The organism is Pseudoalteromonas sp. DY56-GL79 (assembly GCF_041414765.1).
GTDB lineage: Bacteria > Pseudomonadota > Gammaproteobacteria > Enterobacterales > Alteromonadaceae > Pseudoalteromonas > Pseudoalteromonas piscicida.
Genome location: NZ_JANHZS010000024.1, coordinates 21,902 through 42,367, shown reverse-complemented (window position 1 = coordinate 42,367; position 20,466 = coordinate 21,902). Strand labels below are relative to the sequence as shown.

General features: G+C 42.4%; 18 protein-coding genes. 10 read left to right on the top strand and 8 right to left on the bottom strand.

Features of this window, described 5'->3' with window-relative positions:
- Positions 1-50: 50 nt before the first annotated feature.
- Positions 51-1,715, top strand: a complete 1,665-nt coding sequence (locus NO992_RS17240; protein WP_340549095.1) for a hypothetical protein — start codon at positions 51-53, stop codon at positions 1,713-1,715.
- Positions 1,716-1,741: 26 nt separating this feature from the next.
- Here NO992_RS17240 and NO992_RS17235 read toward each other — a convergent pair whose 3' ends face one another.
- Positions 1,742-4,624 carry an Ig-like domain-containing protein gene (locus NO992_RS17235; RefSeq protein ID WP_371379274.1) on the bottom strand — a complete coding sequence of 961 codons (2,883 nt, stop codon included), beginning with the start codon at positions 4,622-4,624 and terminating at the stop codon, positions 1,742-1,744.
- Between the two features lie 219 nt (positions 4,625-4,843).
- Here NO992_RS17235 and NO992_RS17230 point away from each other — a divergent pair, with 219 nt between their 5' ends.
- Positions 4,844-5,650, top strand: coding sequence for a hypothetical protein (locus NO992_RS17230; RefSeq protein WP_151201445.1), 807 nt, complete (start codon positions 4,844-4,846; stop codon positions 5,648-5,650).
- A 357-nt stretch (positions 5,651-6,007) separates the two neighbouring features.
- On the opposite strand, the gene NO992_RS17225 is transcribed toward NO992_RS17230, so the two are convergent.
- The 3 genes from NO992_RS17225 to NO992_RS17215 are packed head-to-tail and all read right to left on the bottom strand — an operon-like array spanning position 6,008 to position 8,225.
- Positions 6,008-6,340 (bottom strand): DUF3325 domain-containing protein, encoded by a 333-nt coding sequence (locus tag NO992_RS17225; RefSeq protein WP_010376049.1) that lies wholly within the window; start codon positions 6,338-6,340, stop codon positions 6,008-6,010.
- A complete protein-coding gene (locus NO992_RS17220; protein WP_371379268.1) occupies positions 6,340-7,923 on the bottom strand; it encodes a PepSY-associated TM helix domain-containing protein in 1,584 nt (527 codons plus the stop codon). The genes NO992_RS17225 and NO992_RS17220 overlap by 1 nt, the downstream gene beginning before the upstream one ends.
- Positions 7,920-8,225, bottom strand: coding sequence for a hypothetical protein (locus NO992_RS17215; RefSeq protein WP_010605602.1), 306 nt, complete (start codon positions 8,223-8,225; stop codon positions 7,920-7,922). The genes NO992_RS17220 and NO992_RS17215 overlap by 4 nt, the downstream gene beginning before the upstream one ends.
- A gap of 201 nt (positions 8,226-8,426) precedes the next feature.
- Here NO992_RS17215 and NO992_RS17210 point away from each other — a divergent pair, with 201 nt between their 5' ends.
- Positions 8,427-8,993: a uracil-DNA glycosylase family protein gene (locus NO992_RS17210; protein WP_371379264.1), complete on the top strand. Its 567-nt coding sequence runs from the start codon at positions 8,427-8,429 to the stop codon at positions 8,991-8,993.
- 198 nt (positions 8,994-9,191) lie between these two features.
- Positions 9,192-9,548 (top strand): hypothetical protein, encoded by a 357-nt coding sequence (locus NO992_RS17205; protein ID WP_010605604.1) that lies wholly within the window; start codon positions 9,192-9,194, stop codon positions 9,546-9,548.
- Between the two features lie 51 nt (positions 9,549-9,599).
- On the opposite strand, the gene NO992_RS17200 is transcribed toward NO992_RS17205, so the two are convergent.
- The gene (locus NO992_RS17200; RefSeq protein WP_371379261.1) at positions 9,600-10,445 is read right to left on the bottom strand and encodes an SDR family oxidoreductase; all 846 of its coding nucleotides are present in this window, start codon (positions 10,443-10,445) and stop codon (positions 9,600-9,602) included.
- Between the two features lie 103 nt (positions 10,446-10,548).
- Between NO992_RS17200 and NO992_RS17195 the strand changes: the two genes are divergently transcribed.
- Complete coding sequence (locus NO992_RS17195) at positions 10,549-11,445, top strand: LysR family transcriptional regulator (protein WP_010376038.1); 897 nt, start codon at positions 10,549-10,551, stop codon at positions 11,443-11,445.
- Between the two features lie 135 nt (positions 11,446-11,580).
- Positions 11,581-12,000 (top strand): DoxX family protein, encoded by a 420-nt coding sequence (locus tag NO992_RS17190; RefSeq protein ID WP_371379258.1) that lies wholly within the window; start codon positions 11,581-11,583, stop codon positions 11,998-12,000.
- A gap of 251 nt (positions 12,001-12,251) precedes the next feature.
- Here NO992_RS17190 and NO992_RS17185 read toward each other — a convergent pair whose 3' ends face one another.
- The 3 genes from NO992_RS17185 to NO992_RS17175 all read right to left on the bottom strand — a co-directional run bounded on the left by NO992_RS17185 (position 12,252) and on the right by NO992_RS17175 (position 14,525).
- Positions 12,252-12,977, bottom strand: a complete 726-nt coding sequence (locus NO992_RS17185) for an ABC transporter permease (protein WP_371379255.1) — start codon at positions 12,975-12,977, stop codon at positions 12,252-12,254.
- 2 nt (positions 12,978-12,979) lie between these two features.
- Positions 12,980-13,867 (bottom strand): ABC transporter ATP-binding protein, encoded by an 888-nt coding sequence (locus NO992_RS17180; RefSeq protein ID WP_045965105.1) that lies wholly within the window; start codon positions 13,865-13,867, stop codon positions 12,980-12,982.
- Between the two features lie 148 nt (positions 13,868-14,015).
- A complete protein-coding gene (locus tag NO992_RS17175) occupies positions 14,016-14,525 on the bottom strand; it encodes a DUF2141 domain-containing protein (protein WP_010376030.1) in 510 nt (169 codons plus the stop codon).
- Positions 14,526-14,795: 270 nt separating this feature from the next.
- On the opposite strand from NO992_RS17175, the gene NO992_RS17170 reads away from it, so the two are divergent.
- The 4 genes from NO992_RS17170 to NO992_RS17155 all read left to right on the top strand — a co-directional run bounded on the left by NO992_RS17170 (position 14,796) and on the right by NO992_RS17155 (position 20,445).
- Positions 14,796-14,924, top strand: coding sequence for a hypothetical protein (locus NO992_RS17170; RefSeq protein WP_371379251.1), 129 nt, complete (start codon positions 14,796-14,798; stop codon positions 14,922-14,924).
- 76 nt (positions 14,925-15,000) lie between these two features.
- A complete protein-coding gene (locus tag NO992_RS17165) occupies positions 15,001-15,888 on the top strand; it encodes a pirin family protein (protein WP_371379248.1) in 888 nt (295 codons plus the stop codon).
- Between the two features lie 9 nt (positions 15,889-15,897).
- Positions 15,898-16,881 carry a glutathione S-transferase family protein gene (locus tag NO992_RS17160; RefSeq protein WP_371379246.1) on the top strand — a complete coding sequence of 328 codons (984 nt, stop codon included), beginning with the start codon at positions 15,898-15,900 and terminating at the stop codon, positions 16,879-16,881.
- Between the two features lie 165 nt (positions 16,882-17,046).
- Positions 17,047-20,445, top strand: coding sequence for an ATP-binding protein (locus tag NO992_RS17155; RefSeq protein ID WP_371379243.1), 3,399 nt, complete (start codon positions 17,047-17,049; stop codon positions 20,443-20,445).
- Positions 20,446-20,466 lie beyond the last annotated feature (21 nt).

Sequence of the window (20,466 nt, the reverse complement as noted above, 5' to 3'; positions counted from 1 at the left end):
CACTTCATGGTGCGCTGCTTTTTTTTTAGCAAAATTTTGGAGTCATAAAAATGAAATACGTTAGCCTAACTCTAGTGGCATTGACGAGCGTAGCCTTGTTTGGTTGTAATGATGAACAGACTCAAGGGCTAACCAATACCGCACTTATGTCGGCGCAAGCTACAGCACCTTATAAACAGGGTGATGACATTCCTGCGACCGCGTTTATGCAGCACAATGAAGTCTATAACCCCGAGTCAGTGATCCCACCTCAGTGTTACACCAAAACGGATGGCGTGAATAACCCTTGCTATGCCTGCCATCAATCATATGATGAAAAAAACCGACCAAACATGATGCGCGATGCCAATTTACAAGGCGCCTATGAGTTTTCCGATCTCGGATTTAAAAACCACTGGAAAAATTTGTTCAAAGATCGTTCTGAGCTTATCAAAGGTATCTCAGATCAAGATATTACTAACTGGGTCAACCAAGATAATTACAGCCCTTTCATCGAAAAACTAAAAAATAACCCCGACTGGAAAGGTGAGATCACCCCGCTTAACAACTTGGCATATCCAGAAAAAGCCTTCGATGAGCTTGGTATAGCAAAAGACGGCAGTGGCTGGGTGGCATTCAATTATAAGCCTTTTCCTAGTACTTTTTGGCCAACCAATGGCTCGACGGGGGATGTCATGATCCGTCTTGCTGACGCCTTCAGAGAAAAGGGCGAAACGTATAATCAGGACGTCTATCTTGCCAACTTAAGTCTGGTTGAAATGGCTGTAAAGGGGCTTGACGAAATATCAACGCCAGTGATTTCTGAATCGCGAGTTGGCGTAGATTTAAATGGTGATGGCAAACTCACACAGATCACCAGCATGCTGCGCAGTGAACGTTACCTTGGTGATGCCAATCCTATCGAGCTTGCTCATCAGTTATATCCACAAGACACTGAATTCTTACACACCGTTCGGTATATTGGAGTGGATGATAATGGCCAAGTATTTAATGCGCCAAGAATGAAAGAAGTGCGCTACATGAAGAAGCACAACTTTAAATCCAAACAATCACTCGGTGCTGCTTACTACAGAGAAGCTAAAGAAAAGTCATTCGAAAATTACCCACAAACGCTTTATTTGGGCGACCAAGGGATCAATAACAACTTCGGTTGGACAATTAACGGTTATATTGAAGACAAAAATGGTGCGCTTCGTCCGCAACATGAGCAAGAGCTTGCTTTTTGTAATGGTTGTCACAAAACCATTGGCTCAACCTATGACCAAACCTTCTCGTTTGCGCGTAAAGTTGAAGGCAAACTGGGTTGGGGTTATATCAATTTAAAAGAGATGCAAGACGTACCTAACAAAGGCGAAGAGCAGGGCGAGTTCTTGACCTATATGATGCGTGTTGGCGGTGGGGATGAGTTTAGGCAAAACCAAGAGATGCTAATGCGCTGGTTTAACAAGGATGGTACGGTAAACAGCAAAAAAGTGCAGTCTGCGAAAAACCTTTATGAATTGATCACACCATCAAAACCACGTGCGCTGGCACTAAATAAAGCCTATTTAACTATTGTCAAAGAGCAAAGTTACCTATTCGGTCGTGACGCCACTATAGTAAAAGCACGCAATGTGCTTGAACAAGTCGATGATTCTCAACAGCCTCTAGAGCCAGAGCACCGATACGTGTGGGATATGCAGCTGGATTGGAATAAAGCCGAGAAAAAATGGTAGGAGCTCAATGAGCTCCTACATCAGATTTAACCTTTTTTAAAGGTTAACAAACGCTTTGGGGATCTCAGGACGAAGGTCCCTAGGAGAAAAATAAGTAAAAGCATATGCATGTTGCCAGAGCTTTTCTCTGGTGGTGTTTTTGGCTGATTTTTCACACTGATTTCAACCATCTTAGTTTCTGAGTTTGCGAAACCATCAGATACAAAGTACTCAAAGTGGAAACTTTGTGGTGTACTTTCATTCGCTGTAAATTTTACCACCCCTGTTTGGCTATCAAGAATGAAATTTGCAAGCTTATTTGGGTTACTCACAGTGTAAATAAGTAGGTCTGAGTCAGCATCGTTACCATCAAGTTTAATTGTTGTCAGCTCATTTCGTACAGCATCAAACGCTAAGTTCTCGGCGGTTGGTGTGCTGTTGGTGAGTTTAATCGATACAATGCCAGTTTCAGAGTCCACATAACCATCATTTACTTTGTATTGTATATGGACGTCACCGCAACAAGATGTGGGTGTAAATAGTAAAATCCCGGCTTCTCTATCAAGCCATGTGAGCCCTTCGATATTTTCTTTATTTAGCAAGGAATAGCTTAAAGATGTTGAATCGTCGTCTTCTGCAGGTAATGTAATCTTTAAGGGCTTATTCCAGTGAGTAGCCACTTCAATATTGTTTATTTGTGGTTGGGCATTGTAGACTTCAATGTTGACATCCCCTTTTGCGACTTCCCACTCTCCCTGCGTTGCACTATATTCTAAGTATTCATGGCCAAGAGACTGTGGCTGATATAAAAAGCGCTGACTAGGTGCAGGATCTATTGAGCTTAGCTCCCCATGACGGGTGAAATTTGTGAAAGCGTAGGAGGTATTTTCATGTTTTTCTGGTAGCGTAATAGATAATTGCTCGCTAATATGAACTCTATAGTCGAGTGGCGGTATTACTTCCTGATTTGGCTGACCTTTTGCGATTTCAAACACTTGGGGAGCGGATCCAGATGTCACCAAAAACTTACTATCGTTCACTACCGAAGTATTAACATAGCCGTTATTGGCAACCCCATTGATTTCCCAATCTATTTGCTGAGAAAATGTATCAAGCTGGCCGAACTTTGTACTGCAAGAATAGATCAGTGAATGTGGGCCACTTTGGTGTAACCCGACCGGCACATCACCTTCACACACTTTTGTGATTGGAAGTGGAGTTTCGCTTGTATTGATCACAAGAATGGCACCATCTTTCGTTAAGGCATAAGTGCCAATTTCTTCATGGTATGCTGCAGATGCTATGTCGACATATGACCCGTCACCAATTTGCTGAAATTCTGAATCAAATTGGTAATACCATGTAGAATCCTGCACTTGAACATATAACCCATGCAATAGATGGCTCTCTATCGTTCTTGCGTAGACAAGCTTTTTAAGTGGTTCGACATGAAACTCTAGAGGGAGAGTAACACTATCTAGACTGTTTTCATTGGCTTCTTCTTGAGTGGTAACAATGAAGCGATGAGGATATTTGTCGAGTAGCAAATACGTATAGAAGAGTTTATCTAGCTTTCCATCGTTGTTGAAATCATCATAAAATTCAAACTTTTTGCTTGTGAGGTACTCGGCAAATTCAGAATCATACGTATACCTTGAGAGTGTATCGCTGTTTTGTAAGCTGATTTTGGTTCTCATGTTCTTGGTGTAAGTTCCCCCGCTCATTGCACTTTCAAAAAGCGTTTTGGAGTGGCAAGATAATTGCGCTTGATCGTTGTTGACATCCTCAATCATATTCTGCTGAGAATGCATACAGCGAACATCATATTCTGGTAACATGGCTTGCTGTGAAGCGACATGAGTATCAAAAATAATGTTTTGACGGTTAAATTCAGTAGTATAAATCAAATCTACTTTACCATCGAAAGTGATGTCTCCATAGTAGGTTATAAAACGATGGACGTATCTAAGGTCATGATCGAAGCGATAGCATTTTGCTGCGGGAGCATTTCTTTTTAAGTCTCTAACACAGTATCGGTATCGCTCAAACTGCCGTTCGAGGCCTCTTGTGCTCGATGACCAAGTTATCAACTTATCAGTTTCTGTTTGATTTATTGGATGGACTATTCGGTGCTCATCTGGCAGTCCGAAAATAGCTTCAATTCGTTGAGAAATACTATCAAAGATCTCAACTTGAGAATCAGCGTCATTTTGCATTAAGATTTCGTGAATACCGTCCTTATTTTCATCTAAAGTCTTTAAGAAGTTTTTGCCAGATAATACATTTGCATTGGCATTACCCACCACCGTTAACTGTTCCGCGATGAGCTCATAGATAGCTCCTGTGGACAGCAATATCTGTTTACGATTCTCAGCAGTAAAGCTACCTGCGAGCATGCTACCACCAACATCAGATAGTTTTCGAACTTCGGTATTACTGTCGATGGATACTGCGTATATTGAACTAGCTGTTGTAATCAACACCTCGCTTTGTTTCCACGGCGATTTTTGCAAAGAAACAATGGGAGACGTTGATATTTCAGTCGAATTAATAAGAGTTTTACTATTAGTATCAATAACTAATAATCGATTTTCTGCTGCTAAGACTAAAAACTGAGACCCGGTGTTATTTACAGTAACAAGTACATGTTTACTTGTAGCTGCACCAAGTAACATTCTTTGATTAACGATAAAACGATCATCTTTTTTGACTAAGAAAGTCACATAATTAGAATTGTCGATTGTGTCGACTAATACTATTTCATGCTCTCCATTTGGTTTTTTCTCTGCATGTAAAACTTTTTCAAATTGTCCAATTTCAGAGAGGTTGAAATAAGACTGTGGTAATTCATTTTGAGCTTGAGCAAATGAAGCTGTAAGAAGAAGTGCTAGAGCAAAGCTATTACTTACTTTTAAATGTACACTCTGCATACATAATCCTTTTGTTTTATAAGAACTTTATATTTAAGGGGGTATCATGAGTTACTTACATTGTTTATTATCAGTAACTTAGTTCGGCTGTTTTTTTATGAAAAGCTTTTTGTCGAAAGAATATAGCACGAGTTATTGTTGGATAGCAGTAAGTAGTTAATTCTGGTTCACCTAATTATATCTCTGTGTAAATCATGAAGAGTTGGGAGTGGTTGTTGATTGAAAAAGTTAGCGGTAATAGTCATTTTTATTAGCCTTTGCATTCTATTTTCTCTGAGCTTGTACGAAAATACTCATAAAATACCGGCAAGTAACGATATTAATGTCGTTGAAAAACCTTCCATAATAGAAGCTTATGCGAGCAAGAAAACTGTAAGTAATGAAGTCATAACCCAATCGGATCATTTAGATCGTGAGCGTCTATTTCAAAATGCAAACAACATAAGAATATGCAGAAGAGTGCCTAAAACGCAGAGCGAACTCGATACTTGGGCTGAGCGAGCGCATGCTAATGATGAGTACTATGAAATCATAGATAGTATGCATAGAAAATTTAAAATGTGCTTAGGCATCGCAGATCGCGATGGCCCTTATGTTGACATGTTGATAGAAGCTGCTGAAAAGGGCTCAGATAAAGCGGTGTCTTTGCTTTGGCTACTGGGCGACGTTGAGCTGGTTGATGAGCTGAAGTTAAAAGATGTCCCAAGAGATGAACAAGTTTCGCGTCGACAAGCATTTATCACGACTAAGTATCGCTTAGCGCACAAGGTCGCACTTCAAGGTGGTGAGAGTTCGATGCTAAAGCTTATCTCTGGCTTTCAACACTTAGATCCACAAACTGGTGGGCAGGATTATGTTAAGTCTCTCGCTTTTGCTTACTTTTTTGTAGAAGTGGTGAGTAACAGTGAGGTATTTGGCAGAGTTGAGTGGACTATCAGAGATCTCGAGGGAAAAATGTCACCAGAAGAAATTATTCAAGCCAACGAACTGACCCGTGACTTTTTAGCGCAGCATAGAGCGCTATAGACCTTGAAGGTAAGATAAAACTTAAGCTCGGAGCAGAGCTGAGTTACTCTTCTCGTTTTCTGGATCAGAATTTAACTAACCAATAGTATTCCTTTGGCGCTTAGATCAGGATTTTACTAAGCTAGTCCGAAAACAAGACTATCAGATCATATTTTTACTAACTGATTAAGCTAATTAAGCTAATTGAGCTCATTAGATCACGATTTTACTAACTTACCTTAGTTTAAGTTAGTAAATTTGCGGTGTATACCGCCATTATTGCTGATATTTTATGCTAAATGATGTGGTTTCAAAGAGTTAACAAAGGAATGTTAGTAAAATTGTGATCTAAAAAAGGCGCCATTAGTGGCGCCTTAGTTAAAATATGATCCAATACAGCGTACTGAGCAGCATAGCGGTAATGACTAGGTAAAATAGTGATCTGAAGTAACTAGGTTTGGTCGCAAAGATAGCGATAAGTAGTAATACTGCCAAGGTCATATAACCGATAAACTCTAAGCTACCGTAGGCCCCTTGAGTTTTAAGAGCAAGTGCCAAGCTGCCGCTGAGGCAAAGCCAGCCGGCAATGGTTAATTGGTTTGTTATGTTTCCTTTTGGACGTGTACCAAATACTTCTTTATAGTGATTGGGTTTTGCTACTGCAAAACCCATAAACGCTAGCAGACAAAGTAAAAACGTTAGCCATTCCATTAGGCGTTTACCTCATGTTTTGCTTGGCGACGTGGTGTCGCTGGTGCTGCTTTGGTACTGCCGAGCTTTTTGGCTTGAACCAAGAAACCGAACGCGATACCAATAGCCATCACATCAAAACCAAATAATACCCACTGACCATTAATGAAATAGCTCACAAGACTGCTATCAGTGGTTAGCATATTTACGACAGGCAGTAAGCCCCACACGATTGCATTCACTTTCGCAGATAGCCGCCACGCTAGTCTATCCGACTTAAAGAGAGCAGCCAGAGTGAATACTCCCCACGTAACAAAGAACGCCAGAACTTCTTTGTCTGCACGCCCCGCTAATTCCACTGGAAGCAATCGGTTTGCATAAAAGAACATCGCCGTTGCGGCTGGCAGACCCATAATGGTGCCTAAATTGAGCGACTCCACAAGCCTAAGGCCTACACCCGGCTTGTCATCACCTTTGAGCTTTTGGCGCAGTCTTTTTGCCCACATAACCGCACCCGTTGCAATCATGGCACATCCTGCTAATCCAGCAACAAAGTATAACCAACGCAAAAGCGGCTCTGCTAACCGCCCGGTGTGCAGTGCTATCATTCCGCCGTAAAGATTTTCTGCGCCAGACAGTGTCACATTGTGTGTTTTTAACAACTCTCCTGATGCCGCGCTATACATCCAGCTTGGTGGATCATCTTGAACAGCACGTTGAGCATTGGCATAAAGCTTAATTGTTGCACTTGCATCTCCTAGCGATGAGATCACAATGCGGCGAAGCGGTGCGTCGCCTGAGTTAGTAAAATAATGATCTAACGCTGTATTTAATGCGAGCTCCTTCAATGGTTGTCCTGTTTCAGGGATCGCAGCAAGAAAGGGGTAGCGTTCGGCTCGGAGCGTTTTTGTATCTTCAAAGCGCTGCTCGGCAGGTTGTGGCAGCAACATAAAGATAAGCGTCACTAAGCCAGTATAAGTGATCATAATATGAAACGGTAATGCCACCACGGAAGAGAGATTGTGGGCGTCTAGCCAACTTCTCAACCCTTTCCCGTTTCTAAATTGGAATAGGTCTTTGAAAATGCGCTTATGGATCACTATGCCAGAAATAAGCGCAATCAGCATAAACAGAGTTGCAAAACAGACAATCCAACGCGCGGTGATCGCGTTCATGTAATGCAAGTCAAAATGCAGACGGTAGAAAAAGTTACCACCTTTAGTCTCTCTAAACTCAGGAAGTGCCTCCAGCGTTACTGGGTCAAGATACTCCGAGTGGCGTTTTCCGCGCCTTTCTCCTTCTGCTGGCTTTTCTGAGTACATCAGTAGCAAGCTGGGGCGACGCTCCGTTGGCATTTCAATACGCCAAGATTCTGCGTTTGGTGCTATATCTTGAAACCGCTCGATACTCTTTTTGACGGTTTCATTTTGTTGAGCGCTATCGTAATGAGGTAGATGATGTGTCGCAGGTTGTGCCCACAGACTGATCTCATGTCTGAAAAAACTCGCTGTACCGGCAAAAAAGATTAAAAACAGCAACCAACAAACGAGTAAACCAACCCAAGTGTGTAGCCAAGTCATACTGCGGAAAAATGACTCTCTCACAGGGAGCCTCCAAAATGCGTCAAAGTACCGTAAAGAATACAAAGTAGTCCGATCATGCCAAGAAATACCTTTTTAAAAGAGCGGCATCCAAACACCCAAATAAAGACAATGGCGTAAAAGACGATGCCAGTTGTTAATGCATATAACAGCGCATCTAGGCGCGGAGTAGGTAAAGTTAAAGCCAACAAAGATGAAGCTAAAACAGTCACGTAATAGCCGCCGAAAATAGCGATGAAAAAGCGTGCAAGCACTTCAGCTCTGTACAAAATAGCCTTATTATTTGTGTTATCCCGACTAGGCATAGCACCCCTTTAAAAGACAGCAAACGTAATAGAATATTATCCAATAATTTGCATCTAAATGATAGTGATTCGCACTTGTTTTAAGTTGAGTGGAGTCGTTTTAACGACTAAACACTTTAAGTTTTGTTGGTTAAATGGGGTTTTGAATATGGCTATGCCATAATGACCCTTGGTGTCATTGGGTAAAATAAGTAAGGAAAGATGGATATTTTTGAACGTGTTAGGCAGTGCAAGCTGTGTGATAAAGCGCTTCCCATGGGGGCAAAACCTATCATCCAAGGCAGTTATAAGGCCAAAGTCTTAATTATAGGCCAAGCGCCGGGTTTAAAAGCACATCAAACCTGCCAGCCGTTTAATGACCCAAGTGGAGATAGATTGCGAGACTGGCTGGGTGTAAGTCGAATACAGTTTTATAACCCTGAACTCTTTGCCATTATGCCAATGGCATTTTGTTACCCTGGTAAAGGGAAATCTGGAGATTTACCACCACCTAAAATCTGCGCGCCCACGTGGCATTCTCAGGTGCTAGCTACACTCAGCCACGTATCGCTGACACTACTTATTGGGCAATATGCGCAAAAATGCTACTTAACGCAATATTCATCAGTAACTGAGATGGTAAAAAATGCTGATTTTTCCAGCCAAAGTCTTTTGCCATTACCTCATCCCAGCCCTCGTAATCATATCTGGTTAAAAAAGCACGACTGGTTTGAAAAAGACAGTGTACCGCAGTTAAAGACAAGAGTTTCAGCTGCGCTATCATCTTGATAATGCGTTAATTAAATTTTCAATTAATGCTTTAGGATTAGGTTTAAAATCAAAGGCAATCTGATAGGTTTAAAACTAAGGAATAAAGGTCATATCAGCCAATATTTATCACCATTTAGTTGCGTAATTACGGGTATTACCTCATAATTTGCGCGTTTACATAACGAACACTTTTTAACATTTTCAAAGGACTTGATAATGATATACAAAACTACCGGTTGGGCTGCTGTACTCCTTTCTCTCGTCGCATTTTATCCTAGTATGCAACCTGGTGCGTTTTCCGTTATAGGCTTCTACTTATGCCTGTTTTCCCTCATTATCGCAGCATTTGCGAGCCATATGGATAAACCGATTTATTTTCGCAGCGTGATCACACTGTCTCTTGTTAACATCTTATTAGTGAATGATGGTACTCGTGCAAGCCTTTGGTTTGGCCAAAGCGACTGGGTTTATATCGGCTCTATGTACGGTATCTTTTTAGTCGTGGTGAGCATTTGTGGTTTTCTAGTGAGCCGAGACTTATTGATATCAACCTTAGAAGGTAAGGTTGAGTAAAAAATAAGTGCACAAGCAAAGCCTGTGCACTATATCAGCGGTAAAGTACGCTTAATTTTTTGCGAGCGATTGGGCCATCGTTGTGGTCGGGCGACCAATCAACTGGCTGAGCGTATTACTCTGGGTTGCCAAATATCCTTGCTGTGCTTGTGCCTCGGCGTCAACCAATAATGCGGCAAAACCTGCGGGCACACCTAGAGCAACTAAGTAGGCCAAATACTCTTCGTCAGATACAAACTTTGCTTTTACTTCAACTTGACTATGCTTTGACACCGCTTGTGCCAAACCTTCAATTGTAAATGCGTTATCGCCAGCCAGCTCATAGACTGAATTATCATGGCCAGACCTAGTTAATACGGTTGCAGCGGCCAGTGCGTAGTCTGCACGAGCAGCGCTATTGATCTGAGCTTGCGGCGCGATTGAGGTAATGGCATTATTTGCTGTAAATACAGGTACTAAATCAGTGTAGTTCTCGTTATACCATCCATTTCTCAACATGCTATAAGCCACGCCGCTCGCTCTCAAATACGCCTCTGTTTCTTTGTGCTCTTTAGCCAGCTTTAGTGGTGAATTGTCCACATTCAAAATACTGGTATAGGCAATTAAGCGCACTTGGTTTTTCACTGCGGCGTCAATAACTGCTTTGTGTTGAGGTGTGCGGCTTCCGATCTGATTGCCTGAGATCAGTAGCAGTTTTTCAACACCTGTAAGTGCTGCGTCAAGTGTGTGCGGTTTGTCGTAATCAGCTTGCCGTACCGTGATCCCTAAATTGGTAAGTGCCTTTCCTTTATCGAGATCTCTAACTAGAGCCACAATGTGCTTGGCTGGGATCTTCTGTGCCAAAAACTCGATAACTAATTGACCTAATTTGCCTGTTGCGCCTGTGATTGCGATCATGATGTATACCTCTTTTTAAAACGAGAATGTATTAGATGTGGCTATTATGCGTGGTAATTTTTGTTATCATAAGTGGGTTAATTCGGTATGGTGAGTTCTGAAATTGAGTACAATAGACTTAAATGCACTAAAACTCTTAGCAATATTTGCAACGGTTGTGGATGTGGGAAGCTTTGCTCAAGCTGCGCGAAAGCTGGCTACTAGCCGTTCTAGAGTGAGTGAACAAGTGTCTCAGTTAGAGACCATGCTAGGCGTTCGACTACTGCAGCGTAGCACGAGGCAACTCACGCTAACGCGAGAGGGGCGTGACATTTTGGCTCAAGCGCATTCATTGCACGCTATTTTGGATGATGTTGAGGTATTGCTCGATAACAAAGAGCCTCATGGTATGGTCTCAATAACCATGACACACGACACCGCACATAAGTTTCTGTTACCTAAACTTCCTGAGCTCACTGCACGATATCCGAAGATCCAGTTAAATATCATCGTTGATGATGACAAGCGCGATATTATTAACGACCAAATAGATCTCGCCATCAGGGTTGGCTTTCCTAAAGATAGCGCACTGGTTGCAAGGCAATTACATCAAGAATGTTTTAAGCTCTATGCAAGCCCTAAACTGATAGCATTGCATGGTTTACCAAGCAAAGACACACAGCTAAATCAGTTACCTTGGTTACTGTTAGAGCAGGCTAAATCAACGGGGATGACACAATTTTATCGTGGCGGTGAAGCCGTAAACTTTACACCAACTCAAGTACATTGGTGCAATTCCCCTATGCTGTTACAACAAATGACAGTGGCAGGATTAGGAGTTGCGCAGTTATTGCCTTCTACTGTGAAGCAAGAAGTTGAGCATGGGGAGTTACAAATGATCTGTCCAGAGTTAAGTAGCGAGCAACTGGTGTTTTCTCTCGTGTATCCATCACGTAAGCAAATTCCACCTAGGACACGGGCGGTTATTGACTACCTATTGGAAGCGAATCTGTTTGGATAACTTTAATTCTTTTCAATAGAATGATGTGTGATATTTTTACTAATTTAATTATTTTAAAGCGAACGTATACTTTCTTCTAACGGCTCATCACCGAGAGCCAATCCAATACCGTCTATATTTATCGAGGAAAGTATCATGAACCTAATTAACATCATTAAACCGAACAGTACAATGGCATCAGTATTATCTTTATTTGGTCGAGTAGGGCTGTCAGGCATTTTTATACTGGCTGCGATTAATAAAATCCAATACTTCGAAGGTAATGCTGCATACATGGCTTCAAGCGGATTACCAAGCGAGCTGCTGCCATTGGTTATAGCCTTTGAGTTGATAGGAGGGCTTTTCATTCTTGCGGGAGCATTTACTCAACTGACAGCAATTGCATTTGCAGGGTTTAGTATTGTCAGTGCGTTGCTGTTTCACTTTGAGCTGGCCGACCAAATGCAGTTCTTAATGTTTTTTAAAAATATTGCAATGGCTGGTGGCTTTCTCGCACTTGCCGTGTCAGGTGCTGGTAAATTCAGTATCGATAGTAAGCTCGTAGAGAGTAAGTAACCTGAGCTGCGGATAATTAATGCCTTTCTAGCAGCCAGTTTTAGCGCTAACTGCGTTGAATTCACTTCCAATAGCCAGCTATTGGTGCGTAAATTCGCCTTGTTTTCCCTAAAACTCTCTGGCTAGACAAGGAAAAAACTAAGTTGTGCTTTAGCAACAATGAGTTGGAACATTCCTTATCCAAACCTCAGGTTAAGTAATTACAAAATAAAAGCGCACAGGGTTGGGGCCGTGCGCTTTTGGTTGTCCTGTTAAGCCTTTTTAAATTTAATTTGTGCGACAAAAAATAATGCTAGCGTTTGTGTAATTAGGGCGGCCACATGGAGGTAAATTGGAAAACCCAAGGTGGTATCAATGGTCGAAAGCGCTAACTGGGAAATATGGAAAGTGGGCAACAGCCAAGCAAACCATTGCATTGCTTCAGGAAATAGTGTGATAGGCAGCCACAAGCCAGAAAGCAAGGAGAGTGGTAGGTAAACTAAATTAACCACTGCAGGTGCCGCTTTTGCTGACACTGACAGCCCAACTAACAGCCCTAACATACACAAAGGCAAGGTGCCGAGCAGGGCAATGGCAATCACGAGTAACCATTGAGCTAAACTTAAAGACACGCCAGAAAATAATGCCAGCAAGCTCATTAGGCAGGCTACGAGCAATGAAAAAGCCGTCGCACTCACACATTTTGCGAGCAGATACTGATAGGGAGAAACGGGAGAGAGCTGCTTGAGTATCAGCCAACCATTTTGCTTTTCAAGGGCGACGTTAACGCCAAAGGAAAATAGCGCAGGTCCTATCATGCCAAATATCAGATAATTGATATACATATAGTTATGGGAGTCATGATGACTGAACACCACGCCGAAGAAAAGATAAAACAAGCAAGGAAATAGGGTGGCTGGGATCACAAAACCCTTACTTCTAAATGTGTTCAAGAGTTCAGTTTTGGTTTCAAGTATAAAGGATGTTGTGTTTATCATGGTTAAGCGCTCCTAGCATTCATTAGAGATAAATAAGCTTCTTCGAGGCTCATTGGGGCTACATACAAATTGCGGATAGAAAATTTCTCTAATAACTGCTGCAAAATATGGTTTGGCTCGTCCGTCAATATAGTGAACTGATCGCCTTTAACATTCAGATCTATCATGGGAAGTGCGTTAACCAGTGCAGCAGCAGACAGGTCGCTGGTGAACTTGATTTGTGAGCGACGATAGGTGTTAGCAAGTTCAGGTATATCGTTAAGCTTGGTACATTTTCCTTCTTTTAACACCAACAATTCATCCGCTAATGCTTCTGCCTCGTGAAGATAGTGTGTGGTAAGGAGTACCGTTTTATTTTGTTGTTTTAACGTCCGTACGGCCTGCCACAGTTGCTGCCTCGACTCTACATCCATACCAACACTAGGTTCATCCAAAAAAACAATGTCGGGGTTGCCTGCTAGTGCAATTGCCATAAACAGTCGTTGCTTTTGACCTCCAGATAAGGTATCGAAAGTTTGTTCTAAAAATGGTGCTAATTGGCAGAGGGAAATTAACCGCTCCAATGGAATTGGGGCTTGATGGTAACTTGCAAATAACGCCAGAAACTCCTTCACCTTGGTTTGCAGAGGTAGTCCGCCTAACTGCATCATGGCACCCACGCGCTGGCGACAAAAATCAGACTCAGGCTGATGGCCAAGAACTGAAACTCGTCCTGATGTGGGTCTTAGTCTGCCAAGCATTATATTGATCAGGGTGGTTTTTCCCGCGCCATTTGGACCAAGAATGGAATATACCTTACCCTGTTCAAGCGTAAGGTTTAGGTCTGCTAATATTGGCTTAGTATTGTTGTATGCAAAACTGATATTTGATAACTCAATGGCGTTGCTCACCGTCTTCGCTCCTACTGAACTGTACGATTTGCAGTATGCGCTGCTATAAGATGAAGCGTGAGTGAGGGTTGTCAGGAAATAAAATGACAAATGTCAGAACTTAAAAAGAGAACTCACAGGCATTGCTGCACCTGTGAGTATTCAAGCATTACAGCCCTGTCATTTTTGATAAATGCGTAGAGAGGGCAAGTTGGATCTTAGTGTCAGGGGCCTTTACAGTAAACAAAGCCTCTTCAAAATCGCCTTTTGAAAAGCTATCGTGAATGTTATTCGACAGCGCATAAGGCTCACTTGGCATACCGGTAAATGGGAAGATCATCCGATCCATGCCGCCATCACCATCTTCGTCATGGATCACGTGGATCGCATACTGGCCTGCAGGCACGCCTTCAAAAGTGACCGTTGTGGTAGGGGTTTGCGGTGTGACAATCAGCTTGCGGAAAAAGTGAGCGTCTGGATCATTCACATTTTTATCGCTGTGGTAGTCAGCGCTGTTGTCAAATAACAGCACTAGCATTTGACCATCGGTATTGGTCACATCAGTGATCTCAACCGTAAGATTCGTTGGGGGACCTGCAACCGTATTTACGCTTACCGGACTTGTTGAACTACACGCCGCAAGTAGTGCCAGCGCAAACAATAAACTTAGGGACCTCATCCTTTGCTCCTATTAAGGGTTAAATTGTAGCTTCACAAGCTTGTCAGATAATTGTGTAAATACTGTTAAAAATTGTTAGATGCGAGCAATGTTAAGGACTGTTCTGACCAGTATGACCACGCGTTGTAATAGATTGGAACAATCATTCGATGTAATAGAACGAAATAGCCAAATTTGACTAATTTTATTCTCACGCAGGTTTGGTAGGCTAACTATTAAATAATTGCGCTGAACTGATTATTCCAAGTTCAGGTTAACCCGAGAGCTATTATGAAAATTATTCGAACTAACAAAGCACAGGCAACACAAGATGGTGCTGGCGTAAATATTAACCGCATTGCTGGATTTGACGGCAAGAGTCTAGGGCCTGTTTATCTTTCAAGTTTGTTTTTGCAGTAGTTTGATTGGTATTTATACAAGGCAGAGCCGGCGTAGCATAGTTATTCTATGTGAGTCAGGCGATAACACAGTAGAAATGCCAATCAAGCGCTGCCCTTCGGGTTCACCTGAGTGCACTTTGTTCATTGTTGCTCAACTTTTGCCTAGATTACTAGGCGGCAAGTCGAGCGTCGCGACCAAAACACACTCAGGAGAACAAAAGTCAAACAGCAAAGGTCAACAGGCCCTAGATCCTTATCTCATGATTGATGAATTGAAATCAGATAATCGCAGTGACTTTATGGCTGGCTTCCCACCGCACCCACACCGAGGCATTGAAACCTTTACCTATATTCGCAAAGGCGGCTTTGAGCATAGAGATCAAATGGGTAATGTCAAAGCCATTCGCAGCGGTGATGTGCAGTGGATGAGTACCGGGCGTGGTGTGGTGCATTCAGAAATGCCGCTAAGTGACGCACAAGGCATGCATGGCTTTCAAATTTGGTTAAATATGCCGGCAAAAGACAAAATGCGAGCGCCTAGATATCAAGATACAACTGAGCACCCTGCACCACAAAAAACAATAGCAAAAGCTGGTCATTTCAAAGCATTGGCTGGCACATGGCAAGTGGCGGGCGAAGTGCTTACATCGTCATTACAGTCTCTTGCAGGGGAGGGAGCTCTTGCAGATGTGACCTTAACTGCGGGAAGTCAATTGCACCTTGAACTGGCTCAGTTTGGCAAGGTGATGATCTACATTCATTCGGGCAGATTTGAAAACCATGGGGAGCAAACGTTGCTTGAGCTTGACCCACGCCAAAACCTTGATCTCCTCGCGACGGGTGATGTTGGTTTTTTGATCCTTGCAGGGCAGCCGATTAATGAAAAAATAGCGCATATGGGACCATTTGTGATGAATACCCAAGAGGAGCTTCATCAAGCGGTAAGAGATTATCAACAAGGACGCTTCGGCGATATTGTATAGGGGGTTTACATGGGATTATTAATTGACGGTCAATGGCACGATAAGTGGTATGACACAAAAAGTAGCCAAGGCAAGTTTGAGCGTGAGTCTGCAAAACTAAGAAATTGGGTAACAGCAGACGGCAGTGCGGGGCCAACGGGTAAAGCGGGCTTTAAAGCCGAGTCTGGACGTTACCATTTGTATGTTTCTCTTGCATGCCCTTGGGCTCATAGAACGCTTATTTTCCGAAAGCTTAAACAATTAGAGGCGCATATTGATGTATCGATTGTAGACCCTGATATGTTAGACCAAGGTTGGTGTTTTACCAGTCAGCGTGCAGAAGTCGGTGATAGCCTGTATCAGCTCAGTTTTATGCATCAGCTGTATACGAAAAACGACCCAAATTATTCGGGTCGAGTTACGGTGCCAGTCCTTTGGGATAAACAAACGGAGCAAATCGTGAGCAACGAATCGAGTGAAATCATTCGTATGTTTAATTGTGCCTTTAACCAGATAACGGGAAACGACACCGATTATTACCCAGAGGCGCTACAGCATGAAATCGATGAAATAAACGAATTTGTTTATCACAATATCAACAATGGCGTATATAAGGCCGGATTTGCGACAACCCAAGATGCTTATCACAATGCGGTAAGTTCGTTATTTAACGCGCTAGGTAAGCTCGAAGCAAGACTCGCTGCGCAACGTTATCTTGTGAAAGGACAATTAACGGAAGCCGACTGGCGACTATTTACGACTCTCATCCGTTTTGACAGCGTGTATCATGGTCACTTCAAGTGCAACATTAAGCAAATCGAAGATTACCCCAATATTTCTGCGTATGTGCGTGACTTATATCAACATCAAGGTATTGCAGATACGGTTGATTTTTACCACATTAAAAGGCACTACTACTTTAGCCATACGATGATCAATCCAACCCAAGTAGTACCAGAAGGGCCAAGCATTGATTATCACCGTTTTCATAACCGTAAAGGGATCACGGTGTAAATAACCTACCCGCTTATCTCGTTTGCAGGGTAAGTAATCTTTGTCTTTGTTTCTATTTGGACTAGATTTAATAATGCGTTTGCTTGTAGTTGCTCCTTGTGCTTTAGTGCAAACGCATTTTAGGTCTTTATGCCTAACAGTCAGGCCACTGTCCAAGGAGAAAATGTGTCTTCTTCCAATATTGCTAAGGGCGCTATTGTACTGCTGCTCGCCGTGATGGTGAGTGCCATCTTATATTTTGAAAATAGTATCCATCGCGACCTGAACGAGAGCTTTTATCAGCGCTTAGAGCAGGTTCATTCGGCACAAAACAATATCTACTTGGGCGAGATCGACGACAATCGCCGGTTTCTTTATTTTCTGCTAGACACCCCGCCTATTCAGGGTATCGCCAGAGCTGAAAAAAACGATGGTATCGACCCTCAAGAAAACACTCAGCTAGATGTTTGGCGGGCACGACTAAGTACGATTTTTAGGTCAATGTTATATTCCTATGATGGCATTAACCAAATCCGTTTACTTGATGCCCATTCTGGGATGGAAATGGTTAGGGTTGAGCGACAGCTAGGCCAAGTGATCACGGTCCCTGATAGCAAATTACAAGATAAAAGTAAGCACGACTATTACGTTCAAGCACTGCAACTGCCAGAACGTACTATCTATTCCACAACAATCAACTTAAATCGCGAGCACGGACAAATTGTTACGCCTTTTCAACCAACCAAACGTTTTACTTTACCGACTTACGATATAGATAACGACTTATTTGGTATATTGGTAATTAATACCAATGCTGAAAAGATGATAGACAGAATTGTCTCTCAAGCGCCAAGTATGCAACAAGTGATGGTCTTAGATGCAGATGACTCATTTATTTATCATCCCGAGTTTTCGCTACGATACAGCAAAGATATAAACCCCGAAATCAACTTTCAAACATTATATCGCGTGACGCCATGGTCCAATAAAATCCAACTGGTGGAAGATAAGCAAACTGGGGAGCAGTTTTTAGCGCTAATTAGCAAGGTTGAAGGGGCTAACTTTAATAACTTAGAAGTTAAGCTCGTTAATCTTATCCCTTTTGCTGTTTATCAGCAAAGCCTCAATGAAAAACGATTAACCACCTATGTTTTACTCGCTATTGCCTGCGGTGTATTCGCTCTCGTCTTTTTTGCATTTTGGCAATATACGAGCAGTTTACGTGCGCTCGATTCAACGCGAGCAGAGTTTAAGGCGATTTTAGATGGTGCATCAGATGGTGTCCTTGGTTTTGATAGCAACTTAAAGCTCACCAGCTTTAACGAGTCAGCACAGCGCTTCTTTAAGCTGCTGAATAACAGTCATTTAGGTAACAACCCACAGTTTTTGCCAGAGGCTGTGCATCAGTTTTTATTTCACTATGCCAATATGGTTTTACAGGGCGAAGTGGTGGAGTCTAAGTCATTACAACTAGACTTGAACGCCCATGAAAACATCTGGCTATCACTTAGTTTATCACCTATCTATGGGGGGAGTGGGCACATTCAGGGGGTTGCACTATTTGTTGAAGACATCACTGTGAAAAAAGAAGCGGAAGCACAGTTAGTTGGTGCAAATGAACGACTGGAGCAAGAGGTGAAGGAGCGTACCAAAGAGCTGGTGAAGGCTCGAGATAAAGCAGCGAAAGCGTCAGAAGTGAAAAGTGCATTTATTTCCACTATCAGCCATGAAATGAGGACGCCTCTCAATGGTATTTTAGGGTCGCTAAACTTGGTGAGAAAAGAGCCCGTTACTAAGCACCAACATAAGTACCTAGAAATGATGGAAACGAGCTCGACTACGCTTTTGTCGTTAATTAATGATGTACTGGACTTGTCGAAGATAGAAGCGGGTAAGCTGGACATTGATAATGAACCATTCAACCCGCTCTCTGTCATTGAACATGTCGCGCTGTCTATGTCGGCGAAAGCCAAAGAGCAAGGTATCACTTATATTTTGGACCAAACTGGTGTAGCGCATATTGAACTGTGCGGTGATGCGGCGCGCGTTAAACAAATAATTTATAACCTCCTTAGTAACGCGATTAAATTTACTAAAAAAGGTCATGTGAAATTGACCGTTACCACAGAACAGTTAGACGACACGGTATGGCTGAAAGTCACTGTGGAAGACACTGGCGTGGGAATTGAAAAAGCTAATCAAAACAAGCTATTTCAATCGTTTAGCCAAGAATCCGCTAATACCTCGAATGAGTATGGTGGCACAGGCCTTGGACTCTCTATTTGTAAGCAGTTAGTTGAAAAAATGCTCGGCCATATTCATTTTGAGAGTGAAAAGTTTAAAGGCAGCAAGTTTTGGTTTGAATTACCCTTTTCTAGTGCGCAAACTAAGCCCATCAACGTGCCTGAAGTATTAGCCGGTAAAACAGTCTCAGTGCTCAGTAAAACCAAATTGGAGTCAGACTCTATCGCTAAGCTTATCGCTAAATGCGGTGGTAAGTACCTTGAGAAAGAGATGCAGAGTGATATATGCATCATTACCAATGAGCAAGATTATATTCAAATGAAATCAGCTCAAAATCACTTTGAAAAACTTATTTTAGTGGGGGATGAACTTCAGAATATTAACGATGCTGACAACATAGTGCATATCTCTTCACCTCTTCGGGTTGGAGAATTTGTCGCGCTATTTGACTTAAATAAAGCAATTCGGTTACAGCCTAGCTTGAAAAAGTCAGGTGAGACAGTCGCATTAAGTGGTAACTTGGTCGCGGGCTGTCACTTTTTGGTGGTAGACGACAATCAAATCAACCGGATTGTGGCAAAAGGCATTTTGGAAGGGCAAGGTGGTAAGGTGAGTTTTGCCGTTGATGGTCAAGATGCTGTGAATAAACTACTGTTATTTGAGCATCAAGAGGTTGATTTTGATGCTATCTTTATGGACTGTAATATGCCAGGAATGGATGGTTATCAGGCCACAAGAGCGATCCGTCAAGGTCAAGGTGGTGATAAGTATAAAGATGCGATCATTATTGCGATGACTGCCAGCGCCCTTGCGGGTGAAAAAGAACGTTGTCTCAATGCAGGAATGGATGAGTTTGTGACGAAACCTGTGGTCGTCGAACAGTTATTTGGCGTGCTAGATACGCTAGGTGTGCATGCTAAGGATGATGACTCTTTGCTCACTCAACCGTTTGAAAGCGTGGCAGAAGAGCAAATAGGCATGCCGATAAACGAAGCTGACGTGCTTGAGCGCATCTCTGGGGACGAAGAATTACTTAAAAAGGTTTACACCTTATTCTTGAGCGACTCTGAAAATCAAATGCAACAGCTTAGATTGAGTATCAAAAATAGTAATTGCGACGCATCGGCAAAATACAGTCACGCACTTAAAGGTCAAGCTGGTGATTTAGCCGCAGAAGCTCTCTTTGATTTGCTAGATAAAATAGAGACTTATGCGCGTGAACACCAAGCTGGGCAGTGTAAATCACACTTGGAACAAGCGCAAAGTGAATACGAAAAAGTCGTCGTATTTGCGAAAAAACGTGTGAGTGAGCTAGAGCTTATGGGTAGCAGTAGTGAATAGCTATTCGCATGGTAACGTTAA